The organism is Paraflavitalea speifideaquila (assembly GCF_032395985.1).
GTDB lineage: Bacteria > Bacteroidota > Bacteroidia > Chitinophagales > Chitinophagaceae > Paraflavitalea > Paraflavitalea speifideaquila.
Genome location: NZ_CP135920.1, coordinates 7,105,454 through 7,127,947, shown reverse-complemented (window position 1 = coordinate 7,127,947; position 22,494 = coordinate 7,105,454). Strand labels below are relative to the sequence as shown.

The following is a 22,494-nucleotide window of genomic DNA, read 5'->3' as shown; positions in this document are numbered from 1 at the left end:
GGCTACCTTATCGGGGTGATCTCTCCCAGGATACGAATGGCTAAGCCAGGGCCGGGGAAAGGATGACGATTTAACAAATTAGCAGGGATTCCCAGCTCAGCGCCTACCCGGCGTACCTCATCCTTAAAGAGAGAACGGAGAGGTTCAACCAGTTCGAGGTGCATAATATCAGGCAGGCCGCCCACATTGTGGTGCGATTTGATCGTTACAGAAGGACCATGGACTGATACACTTTCAATGACATCGGGATAAATGGTGCCCTGGCCCAGTAAGCCAATCCCATCTACTTTCTTGGCCTCTTCCTGGAAAACATCTATAAAGAGCCTGCCAATCACTTTGCGTTTGGCTTCGGGATCAGTTTTGCCTTTCAATTCACGGTAAAAAGTTCCTTCGCATCTATGCCTTTTACATTGAGGCCAATGGTAGCATAAGTATCCAGTACCTGCTGAAATTCGTTTTTGCGTAATACCCCATTGTCTACAAAAATGCCAAACAGGCGGTCGCCAATGGCTTTGTGTATCAGGGTAGCCGCTACGGTAGAATCCACTCCACCACTTAAGGCCATGATCACTTTACGATCGCCGATCTGTTTTTTGAGGGCGGCTACCGTATCGGTAATGAAGTGGGCAGAGGTCCATTCCTGTTTACACCCACAAATATTGACCAGGAAGTTCTTCAGTATCTTTTTACCCTCGATAGAGTGGTACACTTCGGGGTGAAACTGTACGCAATAGAGCGGGAGTTCGGCGCCATTCTTTTGAAGGCAGCATAAGGGATGGTATCAGTGGTGGCCAATACCTCAAAGCCAGCGGGGAGGTCCAGCACAGAATCAGCATGGCTCATCCACACCTGGCTATTATCCGTTACGTCTTTCAGTAATACGTCTTCTTTTGCCTTGGTCATCAGCGCGCGGCCATACTCCCTTTTATTACTGTTGGCAACCCGGCCGCCATATTGTTTGGCGGTGAGCTGGGCGCCATAGCATACACCCAGTACGGGTAATCGCTGATGCAGGCTTTCTACATCCACAACCGGCGCATTGGCATCATTGACCGAGAAAGGGGAACCCGACAAAATAATACCCTTCAAAGCGGGGTCAAATTCAATTTTGTGGTGGTAAGGGACTATTTCGCAATATACATTGGCCTCGCGGACGGCCCTGGCAATCAATTGAGTATACTGACTGCCGAAATCGAGAATGAGAATCTTTTCCGTCATGGTGGTGCGAAGGTAATAAATTTCGGGTTTATGGAATCCTGTAACGTTTGCCATTCTCTTGCGTCTAATCATGAAAATCAACCAATAATTCAGCATTTTTGTCGAGCCAAACTACCAACACATGAAAAAACTAGTATTTATCCTCTGCGCTTTGAATATCCTGGTCCTATCGTCCTGCGATTTTGTTGCCGGCAAACGGGTCAAGGGAATGGAACCGTGCAAACTGTTGACCGGAATGAATCTGGCTTTACAGGCATCGTATCCGGCAGTAATTTCGATACCTACGTGGGTATCGGTCCCTATTCAGTAAAAATAGAAGCGGAAGAGAACATCATACCTTATATAGAAACCTTTGTAGAAAATGGCATACTCAGGATTGAAACCAAGGACGGTTTCTGGCTCAAGCCCCGCCGGTCGGTAAAGATCATTGTTACCGCTCCCCGCCTGTCCAAACTCCATGCCAGCGGTAATGGCGGCATAACCAGTACTACAAAAATTACTGATTCGTCCAGGATCGATCTGCGTGTAACCGGTAATGCGGAAATGAAAATGGAGGTAGATGCCCCTGAAATTGACGCGGAACTAACTGGTAATGGCGGCATTAATTTAAAAGGACTGACCCGTGATTTTAAATGTAAAACAACCGGCAACGGTCATATTGAAGCCCTGGACCTGCAAGCAGAAGCTGCCAAGGTGGAGATCTTTGGAAATGGAAATGCCGATGTGTCGGCCAGCGTAAAACTGGATGTACGGATTGGAGGTAATGGCGATATCCGTTACAAAGGCAATCCCCAAACTTCTACACAGATAACCGGTAATGGAAGTTTGAAGAAAATAGATTAATTCACATCACATATTCACATACTTTACCGTAATCCACACATCCCTGTTCCGGCCTTTATCGTCGGTACAGGAGATCTTTACGGGACCTTCTTCAGGAATAAAGAATTGTTTGGCCTTCGCTTCGGCTGATTTATAGAATTTGTTGTTGATATACCAGAATACTTTACTTACATCATTGCCTGTTTGACAGGTTAACTGAAGTGGTTCGGGGTGTTTACGGCTGATCAGGTATTCTGCGCCATTGCGGGAGCGGTAATCGCTGGCGCCCCGCCAATAAATATTTTTCACAATTGGGATTGTGTACGGGTATTTTTCATAGGCTATGCGATGCTCATCATAGTACTGCTGCATTTCGGGAGTTACGGTTTTATACCATTTCTTTTTATAACCAGCCTGAGGCATACAGATCTTACAATAGGATATTTTTTCATCGGGTGAGATCATGACTTCCTGCCGGTTGTTGCAGGCCAGGGTAGAAGATATCAGGGGAATAAAATAATCAGTTACTGTATTTACGCAATGCGCTGCGGGTACCATACCGGTTTCTGAACAAACCAGGCGGCTTTCGCAATCCTTCGGTTGGGTAAACCATTCCTGATCACTGTCATAATCAATGGTATTGAAAACCTTGAACAGTAAGGGGGTGGCAACATTGGCGCCACTTAGTTCGGGTATTCCCTGGGCCGAAAAATTGCCTACCCAGATGCCTACAGTAAAGTTTTTATTATAACCAATGCTCCAGGCATCGCGGCGACCGTAAGAAGTGCCTGTTTTCCAGGCAATTTTAGGCATGTGCTCGGTGCTCTGCCAATTGAGGGGAAATCGGGCCGGTTGACCTTCGATAATATTTCATTGATCATAAAGGTAGCCGCGGGACTCATCATGGAATAACCAGCGCGGTCCTTACTGGTTTCTGTTGCAAGCGTTCCATCCACTGCCCTGGTATAGTTGGGGCGAAAGTATTTGCCTTCATGGGCAAAAGCACTGTACAGGCCTGTCAGCTCTTCCAGGGTGGCGCCACAGCCTCCCAATACCATCGACAATCCTAGTTTTTTCTGATCTTTTTTACCTGCCTGAAATCTAGGGCGGCCAGCTTATGTACCAACTTGTCTTTGCCCAGCATACGTAAGCCCTTCACCGCCGGAATATTGAGAGAGTGTTCCAACGCATATTCCATCGTTACATAGCCATTGAATTGCTTGTCATAGTTTTCGGGGCATACCCATCATAATTAATCGCCACATCCGTAATGATCGCCTTGGGCGTCATCAATCCCTCATCCATGCACATACCATATAAAAGGGGCTTTAAGGTGCTGCCGGGTTGGCGGATGGCGGCGGCGCCATTGACCTGTCCCGCATCCAGGGTGTCATAAAAGCCGGAAGAGCCAATATAACCTGCTACATTATGTGTTTGATTATTGATGATGATCACTGCAGCATTGCGGATGTTCTTGAGGCGCAATGAACGCGTATAATCTTCCACCAGCTTTTCTACCCGGGTTTGGATATTCATATCAATATTGGTGGCAATGATATCGCCGCCCTGCTTTTTTAACTTCCAGGCGAGGTGGGGAATCAGTTTGGGCACCACATCACGGGTAGCTGTGAGGGGTTCACTAAGGGCGTCTTGTATTTCTTTTTCAGTAAATACTTTGTCTGCGGCAAACTTTTTGAGCCAACGGTTCCGCTCCTGTACGATCAGGTCATTGTTTTTGCCCATTACCAGCGTGGAGGGGCGGTTGGGAATGATGGATAAAGCTGTGATCTCCGCCAGCGAAAGGTGGTCGGGGTTCTTATTAAAATACAAAATAGAGGCGCTTTTACACCTTCAATATTGCCACCATAGGGTACCAGGTTGAGGTAGAGTTGTAGGATCTCATCCTTACTGTATTTCCATTCCAGCTCAAAGGCCCGGAATACTTCTATGAGTTTGTTGAAATAGGTTCTTTTTTAGGTTCTAATGCCCGGGCCACCTGCATGGTGATAGTGCTGGCGCCAGAAGTACGTTTTAACCGGAAAATATTCTTGGCCATGGCCCGGCCAATAGCCAGGAGGTTTACCCCGGGGTGGTAATAAAAATACTGGTCTTCTTTTTCTATAATGGTTTTGCGTAGCAGGGGGATATTTCCTCGAGGTAGGTTTTCATGCGCCATTTTTCATCCCTGGTGAGATAGGCATGGATCACTTCGCCTTTGTGATCCGTAATAATGGTGGAATATTCTACCCGGTCGGGCAGGGGAAACCACCATTGAAGCAAAAGAAAAAGCAGGAAGAGGCCACCGCTGGTGATCAGTAACCATTTACCGCCTTTTTTTAGCTTGCCCCGGATATTTTTCACGGGCTAAAGATAGGAAAGGAACGATTAGACCGGACTGGTCCAGTTTATAAACCGGTATTGCCTGATAAATTCATCATATTCGTCAGCGTAACTCTTTTTCTGGTGATGGGCAACCTGGTTGTCAATATATCCTCTTACGGTATCTACCCGGGACTCACTGACGGAAATGGCAAAATATTCATCCTGCCAGTCTAATTTCTCTGTTTTGAAGTCTGCCTTGTTATTAAACCAATAAGCAGACTCACTTTTTATTATTTGGGCTGTTTTTTCGATGCTTTGATCTGAAGCCAGGGATACCAGGCAATGTACATGATCGTGATAGCCATTGACCCTGTCGAGGTAAATGTTATTTTGGAGAGCGTTGAGGCGGATTTGTTCAAACAATAATTCCCTGTATGGATTAATGAGGATGCGTTGCCTGTTCTTTGTAGACCATACATAGTGTACCCAAACCCGGATATAAGGCATATTATTTTACCGCTACATACGAACATTTATGGGAAACCGATTTCCAGGAATCATTTTCCAGTTGTCTTTTCTTTAAAGGCATCTTACTTGAGCTGTATTGTGTCGGGTTGAAAAATATTGTGGCAAATGGGGTTGGTTTTTGGACCTACAATTTAACAAATCCTTATCCATTGCAATTTGCAAATGGCATTAGCCGTTATGTATCTTTCGTATGAAATTATCCCTATATGGCTTCGTCCAGCCTTCCTCCTTAGCTTTCCTGAATATACTTATGCTGCCGGGTTCAACCGGAAATAAATGGGGCAGTTGAACTGCTGTGGCCACCTGCCAGCCGAGTAAACTTTGTGGGGACTTTCTCACGGTTTTCCGTGATTTTACCGCATAATCTTTAACGAAGGCTGGGTAATCCCTGATATTTTGTACTTTTCCCCCGCTTTTACCTTTACAATCATGTCAATGTTAACTCACTATGCGTAAACACTTGTTAGCCGTAACAACCGCACTGGTTGTTATTTTTTGTTTGCCTGTAACCGCAGTCTGGTAAACCTCGATTATACCAATGCCAAAGGGGAAGTACAATCCCTGGGTAACCTGGTATTCAGGTTTGATAAATCGCTCATAGCCGACTCGCTGTTGAATCAATGGGATTCTACGGACTATATTAGTTTTGAACCCAAAATACCTGGCCGCTTTCGCTGGGAATCCCCCGACCAACTGGTCTTTTCTCCTTCCCGGCCTTTACCACCCGCTACCAGTTTCAAGGCAAGGCTTAACAAGGATATCCTGGCACACAGTGAATATGGTAAGATCGGTAAGGCGGAAGACATCAGCTTCTCCACGCCCTTTCTGCAACTGGATAATACAAATGTAACCTGGACACTGGCGGATGAACGTAGCACTACGGCCCTGCCACAGGTAGACCTCTATTTCAATTACCCCGTTAACCCAACCACCATAAAAGAAAAGCTGAAATTGGAAATTGGCGGAAAAGCTGCCAGTTTTGATATGCTTACCCTGTCGAACGACAGTAAGATCTCTTTACGGCTGGCGGGTATAAAAGCGGAAGACAAGGACCTGGATGCCAAGGTAACCCTGGATAAAGGATTGATACCGGATGGTGGCGCCAATGGCACCAAAGAAGCCATTGAGAACAAACTCATCATCCCTTCGCCTTTTAACCTGGGTATTAATGATGTTACAGCCGAGCATGATGGTACGGGCGGTACGGTGTATGTACGTACCACACAACAGGTAGTGATGGAAAATATCAGCTCCCGCATTCAATTTGATCCGGCTGTAAAATTTACGGTGCAGCAAACAGATGATGGGTTTAGTATAACCAGTGAAAGTTTTGACGCTGATAAAACCTATGTCATTACTTTATTGAAAGGATTGCGTGGCCGTATTGGCGGGGTATTGCGGGAAGAGTACAAAGGCAATGTAGCTTTTGGTGAGCTGGAACCTTCGCTAAGCTTTGGCAACAGTAAGGGGGTATACCTCTCTTCCAAAGGCAACCAGAATATAGAAGTGAAGATCATCAATATCCCCAAGGTAAAAGTGATCATTTCAAAGATCTATGAAAGTAACCTGCTGGTAGCGCAGCGTTACGGGTATTATCCCAAAGATTCACGCGGCGGATCGGATGATGGGGACTATTATGAGGAGGATTATGGCAGTGGTGGCGGTGATGTGTCGACCGGGGATGTTATCTATGAAAAGGAAATTGACACCCGCTCACTGCCCAAATACGGCAATAGCCGGTTATTTACCTTTAATGTTGAGGACCGCCTGCCCGATTTCAAAGGGATTTACCATATCAAGATCCGTTCTACCACAGATTATTGGGTTAACGATAGTCGCTTTATCTCTAAATCTGATATTGGTTTAATTGCCAAAGAGGGTAAGGACAAGATCTTCGTATTTGCCAATTCCATCAAAACGGCCGAAGCCGTAAATGGGGTCAACGTAATTGCTTATGGCAACAATAACCAGGTATTGGGTACCGCTACTACCAATACTGATGGCGTGGCCGAGCTGGCCTTGTCGCGCAAGGAATTTGCAGGTTTCCGTCCGGCCATGATCATTGCCAAAACAGCAGATGATTTTAACTACCTCCCTTTTAATAATACCCGCGTCAATACCTCTCGTTTTGAAGTAGGCGGTAAACGCAGCAATAGTACAGGGCTTGATGCCTTCATTTATGCAGAAAGAGATATTTACCGGCCGGGTGAGAAGGTAAACTTTTCCGTGATCCTGCGCGACCGGTTGTGGAAATCGCCAGGTGAACTGCCTGTTAAGATGAAGTTCTTGATGCCGAATGGTAAAGAATTAAAAACTTTCCGTAAGAGTCTCAATGCACAGGGCTCGCTGGAAGGGGATGTAGACATTGCCGTATCGGCGCTTACCGGTAGTTACACCTTGGAAGTATACACTTCAAATGATGTTTTGCTGGGCAGTAAGAACTTCAGCATTGAGGAGTTTGTTCCCGACAGGATTAAAGTAGCTGCCAAACTGGATAAACCGTTCCTCACCCCGGGGCAAACGGGCACACTTAGTATCAATGCGGTCAATTTCTTTGGCCCACCCGCTGCCAACCGTAATTATGAAGCAGAGATCCAGGTAAAACCCAGGTATTTCAGTCCTAAGAAGTATAACCGTTTCAATTTTAGTTTAGAAAACCAGGCTATTTCTTTTGATAAAGACGTAAAAGAAGGTAATACCGACGACAATGGAAATGCCAGCATGAGTTATTCAGTACCGGATATCTATGCCAATAAAGGCCTGTTGCAGGCTACTTTCTATGCCACCGTATTTGATGAAACCGGCAGGCCGGTGAGCCGGAATGCCTCGGTTGATATCTATACACAAACCGTATTCCTGGGTGTGGGTAATGATGGTTACTGGTACCATCCGTTGAACCAGTCAATCCGTTTCCCATTGATCGCTGTAGATAAAAATGAGGCGATTGCCAGTGGGGCCAGGGCCGAGGTAAAAGTGATCAAACATGAATACCGCACCATCTTGCGCAAGGAAGGAAGTTATTTTCGCTATGAATCCCAGCGGGATGATAAAGTGGTGGCAGAGCAGGTATTGCCTGTAACCGGTGAAAATACCGCCTTTTCTTTTGTGCCCCGTACACCAGGCAACTATGAATTGCGCGTGTCTGTACCGGGCGCTTCCAGTTATGTAAGCAGTACCTTCTATAGTTATGGCTCCTGGAATACCGACAACAGTTCTTTTGAAGTAGATGTAGAAGGGAATATTGACATTGAACTGGATAAATCTTCTTATAAATCGGGTGAAAGTGCCAAGGTCTTGTTCAAAACACCCTTCAGTGGCCGTATGCTGGTGACAATGGAAACCGATAAAGTTGTTTCTTACCAATATGTAAATGTAGAAAACCGTAGTGCTTCGGTGGACCTGAAGTTGACTGTAGACCATTTGCCCAATGTATACGTTACTGCCACGCTGATCAAACCACATGATGTAAGTGAAATACCGCTTACAGTAGCGCATGGTTTCAAAAGTATCCTGGTAGAGGAAGCCGACCGTAAAATAGCAGTTACCATAGAGGCCCAGAAGGCTGTACGCTCACGCACACACCAAAAGGTAACTGTAAAGGCCAAGCCGGGTAGTTTTGTTACCCTGGCGGCGGTCGACAATGGGGTATTGCAGGTGAGCGATTTCAAAACGCCCGATCCTTATGGTCATTTCTATGCGCCCAAATCATTGGAGGTACAAGCCTATGATATGTACCCACTGCTGTTTCCTGAATTAAGGGCTCGTTTAAGTAGTACGGGTGGTGATGGCGACCTGGAAATGAATAAGCGTACGAACCCCATGCCGGCCAAACGCATCAAGATCGTTTCTTACTGGAGTGGAATTGCCAAAGCGGATGGCAGCGGTAATGCCAGCTTTGAATTTGATATCCCGCAGTTTAGTGGCGAAGTGCGATTAATGGCAGTAGCTTATAAAGATGAGAGTTTTGGTAGCACTGAAAGCGCCATTACCGTGGCGGATCCGTTGGTATTGAGCACGGCCTTGCCCAGGTTCCTAAGCCCGGGCGATACCGCTACAGTACCGGTGATCATTACGAATACGACTGCCAGGAGTACATCGGCCACCGCTACGCTTAATGTAAGCGGGCCGCTCAAAGTAATTGGTGATAACAAGCAATCCGTTTCGCTGAATGCCAATAGTGAGAACCGGGCGGTATTCCAGGTAGTAGCTGCCCCGGCGGTGAATGTGGGCAAGATAGCTGTAGAGGTAAATGGATTGGGAGAGAAGTTTACGGATGAAACAGAGATCAGCGTACGTCCCGCATCACCTTTGCAGGTATTAACGGGTGCTGGCAGTATTACTGGCGGTAATACCCAGCGGGTAACGATGCCGCTCAATGACTTTATGCCTGGCAGTGCAGATTATCAGTTGGTGGTAAGCCGTAGTCCGGCGTTGGAGCTGGGTAAGCAATTGCGTTACCTGGTGCAGTATCCCTATGGCTGTACGGAACAAACAGTGTCGGCAGCATTCCCACAATTGTATTATGAGGATATGGCGCAACAAATGCAGGCAAAAGGGGCCGGTAATTCCGGAGCAAATTATAACGTACTGGAAGCGATCCGTAAAATTAAATTGCGTCAGGTGCATAACGGTGGCATCACTTTATGGGATGGAGAGGGTACGGAACAGTGGTGGACGAGTGCGTATGCCGGGCACTTCTTAGTGGAAGCGCAGAAGGCGGGCTTTGATGTAGATAAAAGCCTGCTCAGTACCCTGGTGAATTTCCTCAATAACCGGTTAAAGAATAAGGAAACCATCCTATACTATTATAATCAGAAGGAGCAAAAGAAAATCGCGCCCAAGGAAGTGCCTTATAGTTTGTATGTGCTGGCGTTGGCAGGAAAGCCCAATGTATCCGCTATGAACTATTATAAGGCCAATCCCCAGTTGTTGAGCCTGGATGGTAAATATTTGTTGAGTGTGGCCTATGCGATTGCAGGTGATAAGGCCAAGTTCCGGGAACTGTTGCCTACCTCCTTCAGTGGCGAGGTATCGGTGGCCCAAACGGGTGGTAGTTTCTATTCTGATATCCGCGATGAAGCGGTGGCTCTAAATGCCTTATTGGATGTTGATCCGGGCAATCCGCAGATACCGATCATGAGCAGTCATGTGGCCAATAAGCTCAAGCAACGTACCTGGTACAGTACCCAGGAATGTTCGTTCAGCTTCCTGGCCTTGGGCAAGCAGGCGCGCGCGGCCAATAAAGCAACCGTAACAGCCGAAATAAAGGTGAATGGTAAAACGGTGGGTACCGCAGCCGCCAATACGCTGAAATTAAATGCGAAGGAGCTTGGTAACAATAATGTAGAGATTACGACTAAAGGGGAAGGAAGGTTGTATTATTTCTGGCAAAGCGAGGGTATCAGTGTGAGTGGCGCTTATAAAGAGGAGGATAATTACATCCGTGTACGCCGTAAATTCTTTGACCGTTACGGCCGGGTGATTACTGGCAATACCTTCAAACAGAATGATATGGTAATCGTTCAGATCAGTTTGGAAAAGGCCTACAGTGGGGATGTGGAAAATGTGGTGATCACCGACCTGTTGCCGGCTGGTTTTGAAATAGAGAATCCCCGTACCAAGGAAATACCGGGTATGGATTGGATCAAAGATGCCAATACACCTACTTACCTGGATGTGCGTGATGACCGTATTAACCTGTTTGTGGACCTGACAGGCGCCCGCCAGACATACTATTATGCAGTTCGTGCCGTATCGCCCGGGTTGTTCCGTATGGGGCCTGTAAGCGCCGACGCGATGTACAATGGTGAATACCATTCTTATCATGGAGCAGGGTTAATAAGAATAACTCAATAGGATTGTAGAGTAGATTCTTTATACTGGTTCAATACGAACCGTAAGGATCAAATAGATCAAAAACTATCAAATGAAACCTAAAAGATTGTTTAAGTTAACAGTGGCTGTTATCTGTGCGTTGGTCGTGGGTACTTCTTTCCTGACTCCCGAACGTGCGCCGAAAAAGCAAGGTAGTGGAGAGTTTGTCATTGAGTACAAAGGGAAAAAGTATGTGGCTACTGAAAGGAATGGTACAGCCACTATTGGAGCCGATAAGAAAGCGTTTGTATTTATTGTGGGTGACTGCATGGAAGGCAAAAAGAGTTTCAGGCTGCAGTTCAACTTTTATCCCATGCCCAATGCGTTTAAATTGGGTAAATATGAGTTAACTACCTGCGAGAACCACACTGACAGGCACCTGAAAGACGGATGTGTGATTGTAAGTTACGGTACCCTGGCTGATAATGATAATGAGGCGCCACCGCAACTCCCTGGTGATCTGGCAGGCGTTTCGGAAACCGGTTCGGTTACCTTTACTACTATCAAAACGAATCAGCCTGACAAAACAGCTTTAATAACCGGTAGCTTTGAGTTTACAGGTAAGAACGATGTAGATTATTCCACTGAAAAGACCTTTTCGATCAAAGGTACCTTCAAGAACCTGGAAGTTACCTATGCCGATTTATCGGGCCCTATCAGATAATTGGATCATAACATTCCTATAGTCAAACAGCGACTGCCTTTGGTGGTCGCTGTTTGATTTAAAGACCTTGGTGAATTGACCTGGCCAGCGCTCACGTTTCACATCTCTCCTTTCCCGTTTCGCTGTATCTTTGCGTACTTATCTGCTAATAGTATGGAGGAGTATCGCCCACTTTTAACTACCTACGCTTATAATATTCTCGGCACACTGGATGAAGCAAAAGATGTTGTGCAGGACGCCTTTCTGAAATTTATGGATGTAGAACGCGGTAAGATCGCGGATAAACGCAACTACCTGATCCGTACAGTAATTAACCTGTCCATCAATGCCAAGAAAAGGCAGCGAAAGCTGGTGGCGGAATATCCGGGGCCTTGGTTGCCGGAACCGGTGGCAACAGAAAATGCAGATGGTGGGCTGTTGCAAAAAGAGGTATTGTCCTACTCACTCATGGTATTGATGGAAAAACTCAATGTACGGCAAAGAGCTGTTTTTATTCTCAAAGAAGCCTTTGATTATGAGCATGAAGAGATTGCAGCGGCATTGGAGATCAGTGTTGACAATTCAAGAAAATTATTGAGCCGGGCCAGGGAGCAACTGCAAAAGGCACCCCGGTTGCGATGAAGCCAACCTCCACTGATTACGTCAATAAATTCCTCTCCGCCATTCAGCAGGGCAATACGCAGCAACTGGAGCAAATGTTACATGATGAGATCGTGTTGTTATCAGACGGTGGGGGGAAAGCGGTGGCAGCTACCAGACCATTGGTTGGTATTAAAGCAGTTAGCAGTTTTTTGATGGGCATATATACCAAACATTACCAGTACGCACGTCTTGAAAGCGTAATGTTGAACCATGAACCTGCTTTGTTTTATTACGTTGATGATGTGCTGGTTACCGTGCAGGTGTTCAGCATCAGGGATAACCATATAGGCAATTTCTATTTTATGCGCAACCCGGATAAGCTAAAAGAACTTCAAAAATAATTGCCGGAAACCGTCACGTTTTGCTTTGCTGCTTTGTTTTCTATGTATAAATCATAAAAACAAAGTATATGGAAAGAATCCCTTTTTCAGCAATGCCCGAAGGGTTGTATAATGTCCTGGCGCAAGGAGAAGCATATATTAGTAAATCTGGAATTGATCTTACCCTCATACACCTCATTAAAATGCGTGTCTCTCAAATAAATAGTTGTGCGTATTGCCTGGATATGCACTATAAAGAGTCCATACATGCAGGAGAAACACCCCTGCGACTGATCTCTTTAACGGCCTGGCGGGAAACGCCTTATTATACTCCCCAGGAAAGAGCAGTACTGGCCTTCGCAGAAACATTGACGTATATGCCCGCCAATGAGAACAGTGATCATATTCATGATGAACTGGACAAATTTTTTTCCAAAGAGGAGATTGCTAAAATTACACTGGCCATTATTCAGATCAATTCCTGGAACCGGTTGGTCCGCTCAACAGGTGTAGTGCCTGGTAATTATAAGGTGAGAGAGAAAGCAGCGGCACATTAGGTCGCTTCGGTTAAAAGCCTATATATTCATAAAATCAACGCAATAATCCGTAATTATTAATTACTGATTATTGCGTTCTTCATTATTGATAAATTTCTTACGGGCTATTTCCTTCCCCTGCCTATTGTATGTTTTTACGCCATGCAGCCTTCCCGAGGTAGTGAAATATTTCCAGGTATCTTGTTTGCGTCCCCGGTGATAAGCGCCGGTAGCGCGCATGGCTCCATTATTGATCCACTCCACCCATACTCCTTCACGGAGACCATTGTTATAGAATCCTGAATCTTTTACCTGGCCATCGGGATAGTAGTTGATGTATAAACCATCGTGCAGGCATTCAGTGAATGGGGGCAGGTAAGGTTGTAAGCCATTCAAGGTATTCTGTTCCACGCGATCTTCGAGTGAGCGGGGGACTACCGTTTGGGGATCGGCTGCATTGATGGCCAGGGTAAGATAGGAGTACAGGGGGCTGAGTAATTGGTAGGCGTAAGAAAGATCTGTTTTTGCAATATCAGTAATGGCAAAAAAGTGGCTTTGGCTTGGCGACGCGCAATTTCATCTTTAATTCGGTGCAACATATAAGCGTTGTAGGTCCGAAGTGAACGGGGCTGACCATTGCTGTACCAGCTTTTCCACTCACCATCGGGTATGTTGCGTACCAGCCTGCCCGAATCGCAAAGTTGGCCGGGATGATACCAGCTCATCCAGGTGCCATGTAGCCGCCCTCGTTTGGAGGCTCCCGAAAAAGCGTATCGCCATTGGCAGTGAAGCCGGTGATGGTAGTTTTTGCCGGTGTTTTTATCGATGAGCAGGGGTGGGTTGGATGTTGATGGATGCCATCCGATGGGTATGAGCAACGATTTGGAAGAAAGGGGTATACTGCCCGCGTTGATACCGGATGGATGCTGTTGTGCCCGGCCAGGGTATACAAACAGTAATGCCCATACGGTAGGTATGAGTAGGTATTTTTTCATAACAATGACAAGCTGTTACAAGTATAAAGTTAGTACAGCTGGCGGTTCAATGAACGTTTGCAAGAAAAAAATTAATACCTTTCTAATTCAGTTACAGGATACAGTGGCGGTTTGGGCGCCATGCGGGCACAAAAAGAAGGAATGTGTTTAAATGATAATACGAGTTTTCTTTCCTTCCTGCGGATGGGATAGGCGCATCAGCGAAAAAAAGGAACACTGTATTTCATGGTATAGTCAATTGGGCGGTTGTGAGATACCGCAGGAGACCATTGAAGGGTATTAAAGAAACGGATCACTTCAGCCGACATGAGCTCGTGGGGAGTAGATAAAACTTTGATATGCGTCATTTTCCCTTCCTTTGATATGGTATACGCTATTTCCACAGTTCCTTCAATATTGGCTCTTTTCAGTGATTCGGGCCAGAACATATTATCAAGTGCATATTTATCAAAATCAATGAACTTGCCCTGGACTACGGGTATTTTTGGATGGCGCAGGCTTTACCCGAGGAGTTGCCTTGTTCATCAAAACATTCCAGGCCAGTTACTTTATTGTTTTCATATTTTTCTTTGGTGCTGCGCATACCATTCTCCCGGTAATATTCCCATTCACCAAATTGTATATTGCGTATATAGCCGCCTTTCGATTCCAGGTTGCCATTGCTATACTTGTATTTCCAGGGACCTTCTTTGCGGTTGAACCGGTAATCCCCCGAGTCCCGTACCTGGCCATTGGGGTAAAAACTCATTGAAGGGCCGTCTAATATGCCCACACTGGTATCACCTGCTAATAGCGGAGCGCGTTTTTCCCTTGGATTGATATAACCACGGATTGTTCCGGTGATTTTAATGGAATCCTCGTAATGTTTAATAGCAACCAATTGTCCTGAATCGTTCCAACTATGCCAGATACCGGTTTGGTAATTATTGATGTAACATCCTGAATCCTTCAGTTGGCCGTTTTCATACCATACCTTCCAGATGCCCTGTTTCACATTCTCAATAAATCGTCCTTCAATGGCTTTTTGTTTTTTGGGATGATAAAGCACAAAGGTGCCATCTTTAATCGTGAGCTCCTCATCCAGGAAATAGACATTCAGTAATATGGCCGTGTCTTCATAAACGGACATTAGTTGCCAGTGGCTGCCATTCCGCACCGCCAGTGCAGGGAAAGTCATGTTGGCTTTATTGGTAAAGGCCAGCCTTTCATCCAGGTATTTGCGTACCGTATCACGTTGTTTTTTCTGCGCGATACCACTGAAGCAGGAAATCGTCATGGCAAATACAAGTACAATTAATTTATACATAGGCCAAAGTTCGATAAGTATTGAACACATGCATATATAAATACTCAATGGTCAATCAATGTCGTTTACTTAATCTGTCAACCTTCGACGGGCGTTTGGTCCCCTTTAGAGGCCCCGCTTTGTAGCAACATGTTGCGTTTTTAATGCGGCGCCGTAGCTGACGCTACGCCTGGCTTAAGTAAACGACATTGATTGCTCAATTTACAACTCTAAAAACAGGATACCGATTATGGGCCGGTTCGTACCAGGGCGAATTCCTGTATATAAAATCCAGCTGTGCCCCGGCGCTTTTGGCCAGGGTTGTATCAGTGGCTTTCTTTTCTTCGAGTTTGGTTTTAAGGCTGGGGTTGTCTTTCAGGTATTGTGCAGCAATATCTTCAAAAGCATAGCCGCTGAAGCCTTCTTTTTGCCCCAGTATGCCATCGAAATAGTTCCAGGCAAAATAAGAATCATCAGCCTGAGGTTCCAGTACTTCTATCAGGAAGCGATTGGCGGGCTGATTCATAGGAATATAATAATCGCCTTTGCGGAAGGCTATTTTTGGAGGCTGGCACTCAGTTTCACATCACTGTTGAGGTGGTGCATTTCGTAAGGGCGGGGGCCGTTTTATAATCCTCAATGCGATAGGCTTCAACTTCAATAACAGTATCTTTTGTCAGCGGGGTCATTTGTACTTTGTTGATCTTTAAGAGATCGAGCACCGTCCACCAGCCCTGGGGTACCATGTACGCTGCTGGTTTTTTGATCGTGGTCTTTGCGTCGAAGTAATTGTAATACTTCAGTTCTTTTTCATAGGGCTTCGTGCGATCGTAATACAGCCTGGGCAGGCCCGATATGTCGCTGGGTTTGCGACTGGCTTCATAACCTTTGAAGGTAACCGTAGCATTTTTATTCCTGTTGAGTACCCAGCTTACGGGAAACTCGGTTTGTTGTTTGACCGATTGTTTGGTTTGCGCACGCAGTTGTTTGATGGTGCTGCTGTTTTTGGCCGTGAAAGCGATGAAGCTTTCCATGAGTGCGTAGGTAGATTGTACCCTTTGTTCATAGGGTTTGAGCATATGCGTTTCGGGCACAAAAGCAAAAGTATGCCAAAGGGTAGCATAGCCGCTGCTGTAGCGTGGCCCATCAAAGTAAGCGGTAAGGCCCATATCGGGCGTGCCGCCGCCAAAGCTCACATAAGGAACCAGGTCGTAACCCTTTTCTTTCATCAGGCTGTACAGCCCGGGTTCAAACTGTTGGTTCATGTACTCGCCCATAATACCGCCCAGTTTGCTGTGTTGCGAAGTGAGGAGAGTCATGATATGCTGGTAATCGGCTCCGTTGCTCACATGGTTGTCTACAAATACATCCGGATCACACAGTTGAAAGATCTCCATAAAGGACCTTGCTTCTTTGGAATCCGCTTTGATGAAATCCCTGTTGAGGTCGAGGTTTTGTGAGTTGCCACGGAAACCAAATTCCTTGGGACCATTTTGGTCAACGCGGTAGTTGGCGCTGCGGTTGAGGCAACCCCCGATATTGTATACGGGGATGATGGCTAGTACCACATTGGCGGGTAATGTTTTCTTGTTGGTAACGATATCGCGCACCAACAACATGCTGGCATCGATACCATCGGGTTCGCCCGGGTGGATGCCATTGTTGATGAGGATAAAACGTTTGTCTTTCTTTTTGAGGCTGGCAATGTCCACATCCTTATCGGCGCTAACAATGACCAGGTTGAGTGGAAAGCCTGCATCGCTGGGCCCCATCGTCAGCATTTTGATCTGTGGGAAGCGGGTATCCATCATTTTCCACCAGGCGATGGCTTCCTGGTAGGTAGGTGTTTCCAGGAAATGGGATTGCTCGTATTTGGTAGGGATCGTTTGAGCAAAAAGAAGGAGGGGTGTACAGGCGCAAATGAACAGTAAAATTCTTCTCATTGTTATTTGGTTGTGCCATAAAAATAAGGAAGCCCTGATTAAGTAAGTTAATCAGGGCTTGTTTTCACGTAAAATTATGGGCCGGTCAACCGGTGGAGCCGCCGGCCAGGGTTTTCGTTCTTCCACCAATTGTTTTACTGTACGGCCTCCTACTTTTTCAATGACATCTCCTTTTTGTAAACCCGCTTTGGTAGCCAGGGTGTCATTATAATTACCGGTTACTACCAGTTCATCACCGATAAAGTATGTAACTACGGGGAGGTAGCCATCAAATTGTTTTTCTATGACGGGATTGTAGCTACTGGCATGAGAATCGTTCACACTGTTGATCAGCTGTGCCAGGGAGGTATTATAAGACAGCGAGTCCTTTGCTTCTGCCATTTTGGGAATAAACTCATAGAGGATCTCATTCCAGTTGCGGCCGATGATGTTTTTATAAGGAGAGAAGTAATGTATGATGTTCCAATAGCGGTATAACGTCAACAGCCGGAACCCTTCAATGGGGTAAATGCCATTGCGCCATTTGTATTCCGATTCACCAAATACAGCGATGTTTCCCGCTCCTTCATATTGGGCGTATTGGCCGGGACCTTTGTGGCGGTTGGCCAGTAGGAACTGCAATTTTTGCTGCAGGTCATTGATGAAATGCTGGTCTTTCATCCAGGCCAGGTCAATATTATAAGTGAGCGCCTCATCCGGTATATTGGTGTTGCAACTGCTGCAGGGGTTGATCACACCCAGGCTGTCGATCCAGCGCAATAATGTTTCGCTGAAACCGCCATCATCGGTTGCATTTTTAGCCAGAGGTACCATACGCAACAGTTCCCAGTCCCAATTGAAATTGCCTTTAGCTACCAGGGGATGGTAATATTTTAGGAACCCCCAGGTTTGTCCCAGCAGCGCGAGGCGGGTAATCTGGTCACCGGAAAGCGGCTGGATCTTTTCGTTGACGGGTTTCAGAAGGTGGTGGTTTCCTGAAGAGGTTTCCCATCGGCCAGGATGGTAAAATTGTCGAGCCATACGCTTCCTTCGCCTTTGTAATACCCCGAGATACGGAAGTGATCGATGGGGAAGGTGAGTTTGGACAGATCGATCTCGCCGGTGTACAAGGTCCAATCAGTTGAGCCCGTTATTCTGAATGTTTTTGGTTTCCACTGTTTTCTCTCCCCGGTCCTGGGCGGCATAAAATCAAAAATGCATTGATTTACGGGGCCTGTGAGCTTGGCGTAAAAAGATACCGTGAGGGTTTTGCAGGGTACATCAAGTCCTATGCTGTTAACCACCTGTCCTTCTGAAAGTTTTTGCCCTGGGGGTTGTATTGGAAGCGGAGGGCGTATTTACCCTGGTGCACAGTGCTACTGTCTGGTTCCACCTGGTAGTGGAGATCAGAAAAGGCTGTTTTGGTCCAGGAAACAAAAGATTGATTTTGATGGTTGTATTGCTCAAAACCCAGGTTCCAGGGGTCATTTTGAGCAAAAGCCCCTGCTGCCATTAAGGAGCTGGTAATCAGTAGGATCAGGTTTCTGACGGTGTTGTTCATTGGTTTGGTGATGTTTACTGTAAAGCGGCTTCCCTGGAGCGCAATCTGGTTAAAAAACCTGTTAATGCACAAGAGGCCAGGAAAAATACGGAATATACACAGGTATGCCTTTTAAGGAATATTATGACGAATGGGATCGGCGATATGGTTGGGGCCTCGTCAGACTCTTCTTTATGGAACAACGGGCGCCAAGGAAGCTAAGAGTCACAGGTCAGGACCAGCCCCCTAGGGTGGTTCCAAGGTAGAACAAGGGTAGTCCAAGGGTACCGGAAGGGTAGTAAAGGCGCATTTTCATAAAAAATAGAGAAATTCTGACCTTTCAGCCCAATTCAATGCATCTAATTAATAATCAATCAGGTAGGGGCATAAAAAATAGTCCCGTCACGAATGAGGGGACTACAGTAGCTTTATTAAAGAGTCTCGGAAAAACTATTTTGCAGCGGCCAGAGCGTTCACTTTTCTAGTGAGCTTGCTTTTCAGGTTGGCAGCTTTATTCTTGTGGATGATACCTCTTTTAGCGAGTTTATCGATCATAGAGGCTACTTCAGGCAATTGTTCACCAGCTTCTTTACCTGTCTTCAACGCTTTCAGGTCACGGATCGCATTACGGGTTGTTTTACCGTAGTACTTGTTTCTGTCCCTGCGTTTTGTAGCCTGACGCACATCTTTTTTGGTAGCCTTATGATTTGCCATGTTCTTTCGAAAAATTTAGGACGGCAAAGGTAAGCCTGGACAGGAATAATCAAAAAAATGGGGTTTATTTTCTAAAAACCTTCTAAGGTGTTCAAAAATAAGGAAAAGGGGTTGAAATGGTGCAGATACGGCTTCAGAACAACCGGCACCCCTTCGCTGTTAATCTAAATGCAATAAAATAGGCTGATCGTCTGTTAATCAGGGAATCGTGGCTATATTTGTACCCCGATTTTAAATACCTATATTCTTTTAGCATTTCAACGGCTTCTTCATGAAGGACTTTTCGTACATCACCAGTTCATCTCCGGCTTTTATTGAGAGTCTCTACCAGGATTTTGTGAAAGACCCCAATAGTGTGGACCCGGAGCTTAAGAAATTTTTTGAAGGGTTTGACTTTGCCATTGGTGAAGTAAAATCCGGCGCCAATGGTACGGCTGTGGCCGAAGTGCCTGCTGGCGTTGGCGGCAGCATTGATTGGAAAAAGAGGTGGGAGCTTACCGGCTCATCCTCGGTTATCGCAATAAAGGGCATTTGATTGCCAAAACAAATCCCATTCGTCCACGTAAGGACAGAGGCGCCAATCTTGACCTGGCTTTTTCGGTTTCACCGAGGAAGACCTGGACAAAACATTCCATGCGGGTAATATGATCGGTCTGGGCACTACTACCCTGCGCAAAATACTTTCGCACTTGCAAACTTGTTATGCGGAGCATGTAGGCACAGAGTTTAAATACATCAGCGACCAGAAGAAAGTAGACTGGTTGACGAATGAGATGGAGCGCAATTTTGGCAAGCCGATCCCTGTGGTACAGAAAAAACGCATCCTGGAAAAGTTGAACCAGGGCGTCATGTTTGAGAAATTCCTACACACCAAATACATTGGTCAAAAACGCTTCTCGCTCGAAGGCGGCGAAACAACCATCGCTGCACTGGATGCCATCATCAATACGGCTGCCGATTTTAATGTGCAGGAAGTGGTGATCGGTATGGCGCACCGTGGCCGTTTGAATGTGCTGGCCAATATCATGGGTAAAACCTATGAGCAGATATTCAGTGAGTTTGAAGGTACCGCCAAGTTGGATCAAACAATGGGTAGTGGCGACGTGAAATACCATATGGGTTATGGCAGTGAAGTGCAAACCCCCAATGATAAAACAGTGCACCTTAAATTGATGCCCAATCCCTCACACCTGGAAGCCGTAGATCCTGTGGTAGTAGGTTTTGCACGTGCTAAAGCCGATGTGCTGTACGAAAGCGATTACGATAAATTATTACCGATCCTCATCCATGGTGATGCTTCTGTGGCCGGACAAGGCATTGTATATGAAGTAGCACAGATGAGTGAACTGGACGGTTACTATACAGGTGGTACCATCCATTTTGTGATCAATAACCAGATTGGTTTTACAACAGATTTTGAAGATGCCCGTAGCTCGGACTATTGTACGTCGCTGGCCGCCATGATCAGGCGCCCGTGATGCACGTGAATGGCGATGATGCAGAGGCAGTGGTAAAGTGCGTGGAAATAGCTACACGTTACCGCCAGGAGTTCAATACGGATGTATTCATTGACATGGTTTGCTACCGCAGGCATGGACACAATGAAGGTGATGATCCGAAGTTTACACAACCACACCTGTATGCTTTGATTGAAAAGCATGCCAACCCACGGGAAGTATATACGAGTTACCTGCTGGAAAATGGTGAGGCGGATGCCAAAGAGATGGCAAAAGACATGGAGAAGAAGTTCTGGGCCGATCTGCAGGAACGCCTGGATGAGATCAAGCAAAATCCTTTGCCTTATCACTACCAGCAACCTGAATTGGATTGGAAGAGCTTGCGCAAAGCCAATCCGGAAGATTTTGACCAGAGTCCTGTTACAGCGATCAGTGAGGGTGATTTCAGGAAAGTGTTTGACGCACTGATGGTATGGCCTGCGGATTTCAAACCATTGAAAAAGGTAGAAAAGATATTGCAGGATAAAGTGAAGTTGTACAATGAGGAAGGAAAGGTAGATTGGGCTACCGGTGAATTGATGGCTTATGGTACTTTGTTGGTGGATGGAAAGGATGTACGGATGAGTGGACAGGATGTGTGCCGTGGTACCTTCTCACACCGGCATGCTGTATTGCGCGATGAAAATACCGATAAGGCGTATAGCCGCTTGAGCAATATACCGGATGCGAAGGGAAAATTCAGGATCTACAATTCCTTATTGAGCGAATATGGTGTACTGGGATTTGAGTATGGTTATGCCATGGCTAATCCCAATACACTGGTATTGTGGGAAGCGCAGTTTGGTGATTTTTGCAATGGCGCGCAAACAATGATCGACCAGTTCATTGCAGCCGGTGAGCAGAAGTGGAACCGGATGAATGGAGTGGGTATGTTACTGCCGCATGGTTATGAAGGGCAAGGCCCCGAGCACAGCAGTGCACGTATGGAAAGGTTCTTGCAAATGTGTGCGGAATTGAATATGGTGGCTACGAATATCACTACTTCGGCCAACTTCTTCCATGCCCTGCGCAGGCAGCTGGCCTGGCCATTCCGGAAGCCCTGGATCAATTTCTCGCCCAAAGCCAACTTGCGTCATCCCGGTACTTATTCGCCCAAACAGGAATTCATGGAAGGTGGTTTCAAAGAAGTCATCGATGATGCGTTTGTAGGGAATGCTGATGAGGTGAAGAAAGTATTGTTCTGCAGTGGTAAAGTATATTTTGACCTGGCCGACCGGCAGCAGAAAGAAAGCAGAAAAGATACCGCAATCATCCGGGTAGAGCAATTGTATCCGCTGCCCCTGAAGCAACTGGAAGCTTTGTATGCCAAATACAGTAAAGCCACCTGGTTTTGGGTTCAGGAAGAACCCCTGAATATGGGTGCTGCTGCTTTCCTGCAAATGAACCTGAAATCAATCAACTATGGTGTCATCAGCCGCCAGCCCAGTGCTGCCACAGCCACCGGTTATATGAAGGTGCATACCTTGGAGCAAACGGAGATCATTGATACGGCATTTTCCATTTAAAATGAAGTAACTTGGGGCCCTTTCGGGAGGGCTGCTAATTGTATAGCAGCAAACTGCGCCTGACTGGTTAAAGTCACCCCAAAAACAGAA

The 22,494-nt window shown here is 46.1% G+C and carries 28 protein-coding genes and 1 pseudogene; 9 read left to right on the top strand and 20 right to left on the bottom strand.

Going from position 1 to position 22,494, the window contains the following annotated elements:
• Window positions 1–2 precede the first annotated feature (2 nt).
• Genes RS881_RS62075 through RS881_RS62065 form a run of 3 tightly spaced genes read right to left on the bottom strand, consistent with a single transcriptional unit; the run spans window position 3 to window position 1,218 of the window.
• Entirely contained in the window at window positions 3–371 is a 369-nt protein-coding gene (locus RS881_RS62075) for a hypothetical protein (RefSeq protein ID WP_315817475.1), read from the bottom strand.
• Window positions 368–709 carry a hypothetical protein gene (locus RS881_RS62070; RefSeq protein WP_315817474.1) on the bottom strand — a complete coding sequence of 114 codons (342 nt, stop codon included), beginning with the start codon at window positions 707–709 and terminating at the stop codon, window positions 368–370. Before RS881_RS62070 ends, RS881_RS62075 begins: the two co-directional genes overlap by 4 nt.
• Window positions 676–1,218: a glutamine amidotransferase-related protein gene (locus RS881_RS62065; protein WP_315817473.1), complete on the bottom strand. Its 543-nt coding sequence runs from the start codon at window positions 1,216–1,218 to the stop codon at window positions 676–678. The genes RS881_RS62070 and RS881_RS62065 overlap by 34 nt, the downstream gene beginning before the upstream one ends.
• Window positions 1,219–1,434: 216 nt before the next feature.
• On the opposite strand from RS881_RS62065, the gene RS881_RS48905 reads away from it, so the two are divergent.
• On the top strand, window positions 1,435–2,061 hold the full coding sequence (locus RS881_RS48905; protein ID WP_315817472.1) for a head GIN domain-containing protein: 627 nt from the start codon (window positions 1,435–1,437) through the stop codon (window positions 2,059–2,061).
• A gap of 6 nt (window positions 2,062–2,067) precedes the next feature.
• Here RS881_RS48905 and RS881_RS48900 read toward each other — a convergent pair whose 3' ends face one another.
• The 7 genes from RS881_RS48900 to tnpA all read right to left on the bottom strand — a co-directional run bounded on the left by RS881_RS48900 (window position 2,068) and on the right by tnpA (window position 4,869).
• Entirely contained in the window at window positions 2,068–2,853 is a 786-nt protein-coding gene (locus RS881_RS48900) for a penicillin-binding protein 1C (RefSeq protein WP_315817471.1), read from the bottom strand.
• A complete protein-coding gene (locus tag RS881_RS48895; protein WP_315817470.1) occupies window positions 2,769–3,104 on the bottom strand; it encodes a hypothetical protein in 336 nt (111 codons plus the stop codon). The genes RS881_RS48900 and RS881_RS48895 overlap by 85 nt, the downstream gene beginning before the upstream one ends.
• Window positions 3,105–3,240: 136 nt before the next feature.
• Entirely contained in the window at window positions 3,241–3,870 is a 630-nt protein-coding gene (locus RS881_RS48890) for a penicillin-binding protein 1C (RefSeq protein ID WP_315817469.1), read from the bottom strand.
• Complete coding sequence (locus tag RS881_RS48885; protein ID WP_315824857.1) at window positions 3,783–3,965, bottom strand: transglycosylase domain-containing protein; 183 nt, start codon at window positions 3,963–3,965, stop codon at window positions 3,783–3,785. The genes RS881_RS48890 and RS881_RS48885 overlap by 88 nt, the downstream gene beginning before the upstream one ends.
• Before the next feature lie 20 nt (window positions 3,966–3,985).
• Window positions 3,986–4,216: a transglycosylase domain-containing protein gene (locus RS881_RS48880; protein ID WP_315817468.1), complete on the bottom strand. Its 231-nt coding sequence runs from the start codon at window positions 4,214–4,216 to the stop codon at window positions 3,986–3,988.
• Entirely contained in the window at window positions 4,159–4,401 is a 243-nt protein-coding gene (locus RS881_RS48875; protein WP_315817467.1) for a hypothetical protein, read from the bottom strand. Before RS881_RS48875 ends, RS881_RS48880 begins: the two co-directional genes overlap by 58 nt.
• A 24-nt stretch (window positions 4,402–4,425) precedes the next feature.
• Window positions 4,426–4,869, bottom strand: a complete 444-nt coding sequence (gene tnpA, locus RS881_RS48870; protein WP_315817466.1) for an IS200/IS605 family transposase — start codon at window positions 4,867–4,869, stop codon at window positions 4,426–4,428.
• A gap of 516 nt (window positions 4,870–5,385) precedes the next feature.
• Between tnpA and RS881_RS48865 the strand changes: the two genes are divergently transcribed.
• The 5 genes from RS881_RS48865 to RS881_RS48845 all read left to right on the top strand — a co-directional run bounded on the left by RS881_RS48865 (window position 5,386) and on the right by RS881_RS48845 (window position 12,947).
• Window positions 5,386–10,746: an alpha-2-macroglobulin family protein gene (locus RS881_RS48865; protein ID WP_315817465.1), complete on the top strand. Its 5,361-nt coding sequence runs from the start codon at window positions 5,386–5,388 to the stop codon at window positions 10,744–10,746.
• Between the two features lie 70 nt (window positions 10,747–10,816).
• The gene (locus tag RS881_RS48860; RefSeq protein WP_315817464.1) at window positions 10,817–11,428 is read left to right on the top strand and encodes a hypothetical protein; all 612 of its coding nucleotides are present in this window, start codon (window positions 10,817–10,819) and stop codon (window positions 11,426–11,428) included.
• Between the two features lie 153 nt (window positions 11,429–11,581).
• Complete coding sequence (locus RS881_RS48855) at window positions 11,582–12,049, top strand: sigma-70 family RNA polymerase sigma factor (RefSeq protein ID WP_315817463.1); 468 nt, start codon at window positions 11,582–11,584, stop codon at window positions 12,047–12,049.
• Window positions 12,046–12,411, top strand: a complete 366-nt coding sequence (locus RS881_RS48850; protein ID WP_315817462.1) for a sigma-70 family RNA polymerase sigma factor family protein — start codon at window positions 12,046–12,048, stop codon at window positions 12,409–12,411. Before RS881_RS48855 ends, RS881_RS48850 begins: the two co-directional genes overlap by 4 nt.
• A 68-nt stretch (window positions 12,412–12,479) precedes the next feature.
• Entirely contained in the window at window positions 12,480–12,947 is a 468-nt protein-coding gene (locus RS881_RS48845; RefSeq protein WP_315817461.1) for a carboxymuconolactone decarboxylase family protein, read from the top strand.
• Window positions 12,948–13,007: 60 nt separating this feature from the next.
• Here RS881_RS48845 and RS881_RS48840 read toward each other — a convergent pair whose 3' ends face one another.
• The 10 genes from RS881_RS48840 to rpsT form a co-directional block, all read right to left on the bottom strand.
• A complete protein-coding gene (locus tag RS881_RS48840) occupies window positions 13,008–13,337 on the bottom strand; it encodes a toxin-antitoxin system YwqK family antitoxin (protein ID WP_315817460.1) in 330 nt (109 codons plus the stop codon).
• Between the two features lie 23 nt (window positions 13,338–13,360).
• Window positions 13,361–13,921 carry a toxin-antitoxin system YwqK family antitoxin gene (locus tag RS881_RS48835; RefSeq protein WP_315817459.1) on the bottom strand — a complete coding sequence of 187 codons (561 nt, stop codon included), beginning with the start codon at window positions 13,919–13,921 and terminating at the stop codon, window positions 13,361–13,363.
• Between the two features lie 197 nt (window positions 13,922–14,118).
• Window positions 14,119–14,349: an energy transducer TonB gene (locus tag RS881_RS48830; RefSeq protein WP_315817458.1), complete on the bottom strand. Its 231-nt coding sequence runs from the start codon at window positions 14,347–14,349 to the stop codon at window positions 14,119–14,121.
• 44 nt (window positions 14,350–14,393) lie between these two features.
• Window positions 14,394–15,227, bottom strand: coding sequence for a toxin-antitoxin system YwqK family antitoxin (locus tag RS881_RS48825; protein WP_315817457.1), 834 nt, complete (start codon window positions 15,225–15,227; stop codon window positions 14,394–14,396).
• 196 nt (window positions 15,228–15,423) lie between these two features.
• Window positions 15,424–15,732, bottom strand: a complete 309-nt coding sequence (locus RS881_RS48820) for a hypothetical protein (RefSeq protein WP_315817456.1) — start codon at window positions 15,730–15,732, stop codon at window positions 15,424–15,426.
• Window positions 15,733–15,787: 55 nt separating this feature from the next.
• Window positions 15,788–17,149, bottom strand: coding sequence for a M14 family metallopeptidase (locus RS881_RS48815; protein ID WP_315817455.1), 1,362 nt, complete (start codon window positions 17,147–17,149; stop codon window positions 15,788–15,790).
• A gap of 51 nt (window positions 17,150–17,200) precedes the next feature.
• Window positions 17,201–18,169 (bottom strand): S41 family peptidase, encoded by a 969-nt coding sequence (locus RS881_RS48810; protein ID WP_315817454.1) that lies wholly within the window; start codon window positions 18,167–18,169, stop codon window positions 17,201–17,203.
• A complete protein-coding gene (locus tag RS881_RS48805; RefSeq protein ID WP_315817453.1) occupies window positions 18,106–18,432 on the bottom strand; it encodes a hypothetical protein in 327 nt (108 codons plus the stop codon). The genes RS881_RS48810 and RS881_RS48805 overlap by 64 nt, the downstream gene beginning before the upstream one ends.
• Complete coding sequence (locus RS881_RS48800) at window positions 18,417–18,689, bottom strand: hypothetical protein (RefSeq protein WP_315817452.1); 273 nt, start codon at window positions 18,687–18,689, stop codon at window positions 18,417–18,419. Before RS881_RS48800 ends, RS881_RS48805 begins: the two co-directional genes overlap by 16 nt.
• Window positions 18,690–19,118: 429 nt before the next feature.
• On the bottom strand, window positions 19,119–19,382 hold the full coding sequence (rpsT, locus tag RS881_RS48795) for a 30S ribosomal protein S20 (protein ID WP_315817451.1): 264 nt from the start codon (window positions 19,380–19,382) through the stop codon (window positions 19,119–19,121).
• A gap of 271 nt (window positions 19,383–19,653) precedes the next feature.
• Between rpsT and RS881_RS48790 the strand changes: the two genes are divergently transcribed.
• The 3 genes and pseudogenes from RS881_RS48790 (at window position 19,654) to RS881_RS48780 (ending at window position 22,404) form a co-directional block, all read left to right on the top strand.
• Complete coding sequence (locus RS881_RS48790; RefSeq protein WP_315817450.1) at window positions 19,654–19,917, top strand: 2-oxoglutarate dehydrogenase E1 subunit family protein; 264 nt, start codon at window positions 19,654–19,656, stop codon at window positions 19,915–19,917.
• 109 nt (window positions 19,918–20,026) lie between these two features.
• Window positions 20,027–21,120 (top strand): annotated as a pseudogene (locus RS881_RS48785) (thiamine pyrophosphate-dependent enzyme); the annotation flags it as partial.
• Complete coding sequence (locus RS881_RS48780; protein WP_350340336.1) at window positions 21,106–22,404, top strand: oxoglutarate dehydrogenase E1 component family protein; 1,299 nt, start codon at window positions 21,106–21,108, stop codon at window positions 22,402–22,404. The pseudogene RS881_RS48785 and the gene RS881_RS48780, both read left to right, overlap by 15 nt.
• Window positions 22,405–22,494 lie beyond the last annotated feature (90 nt).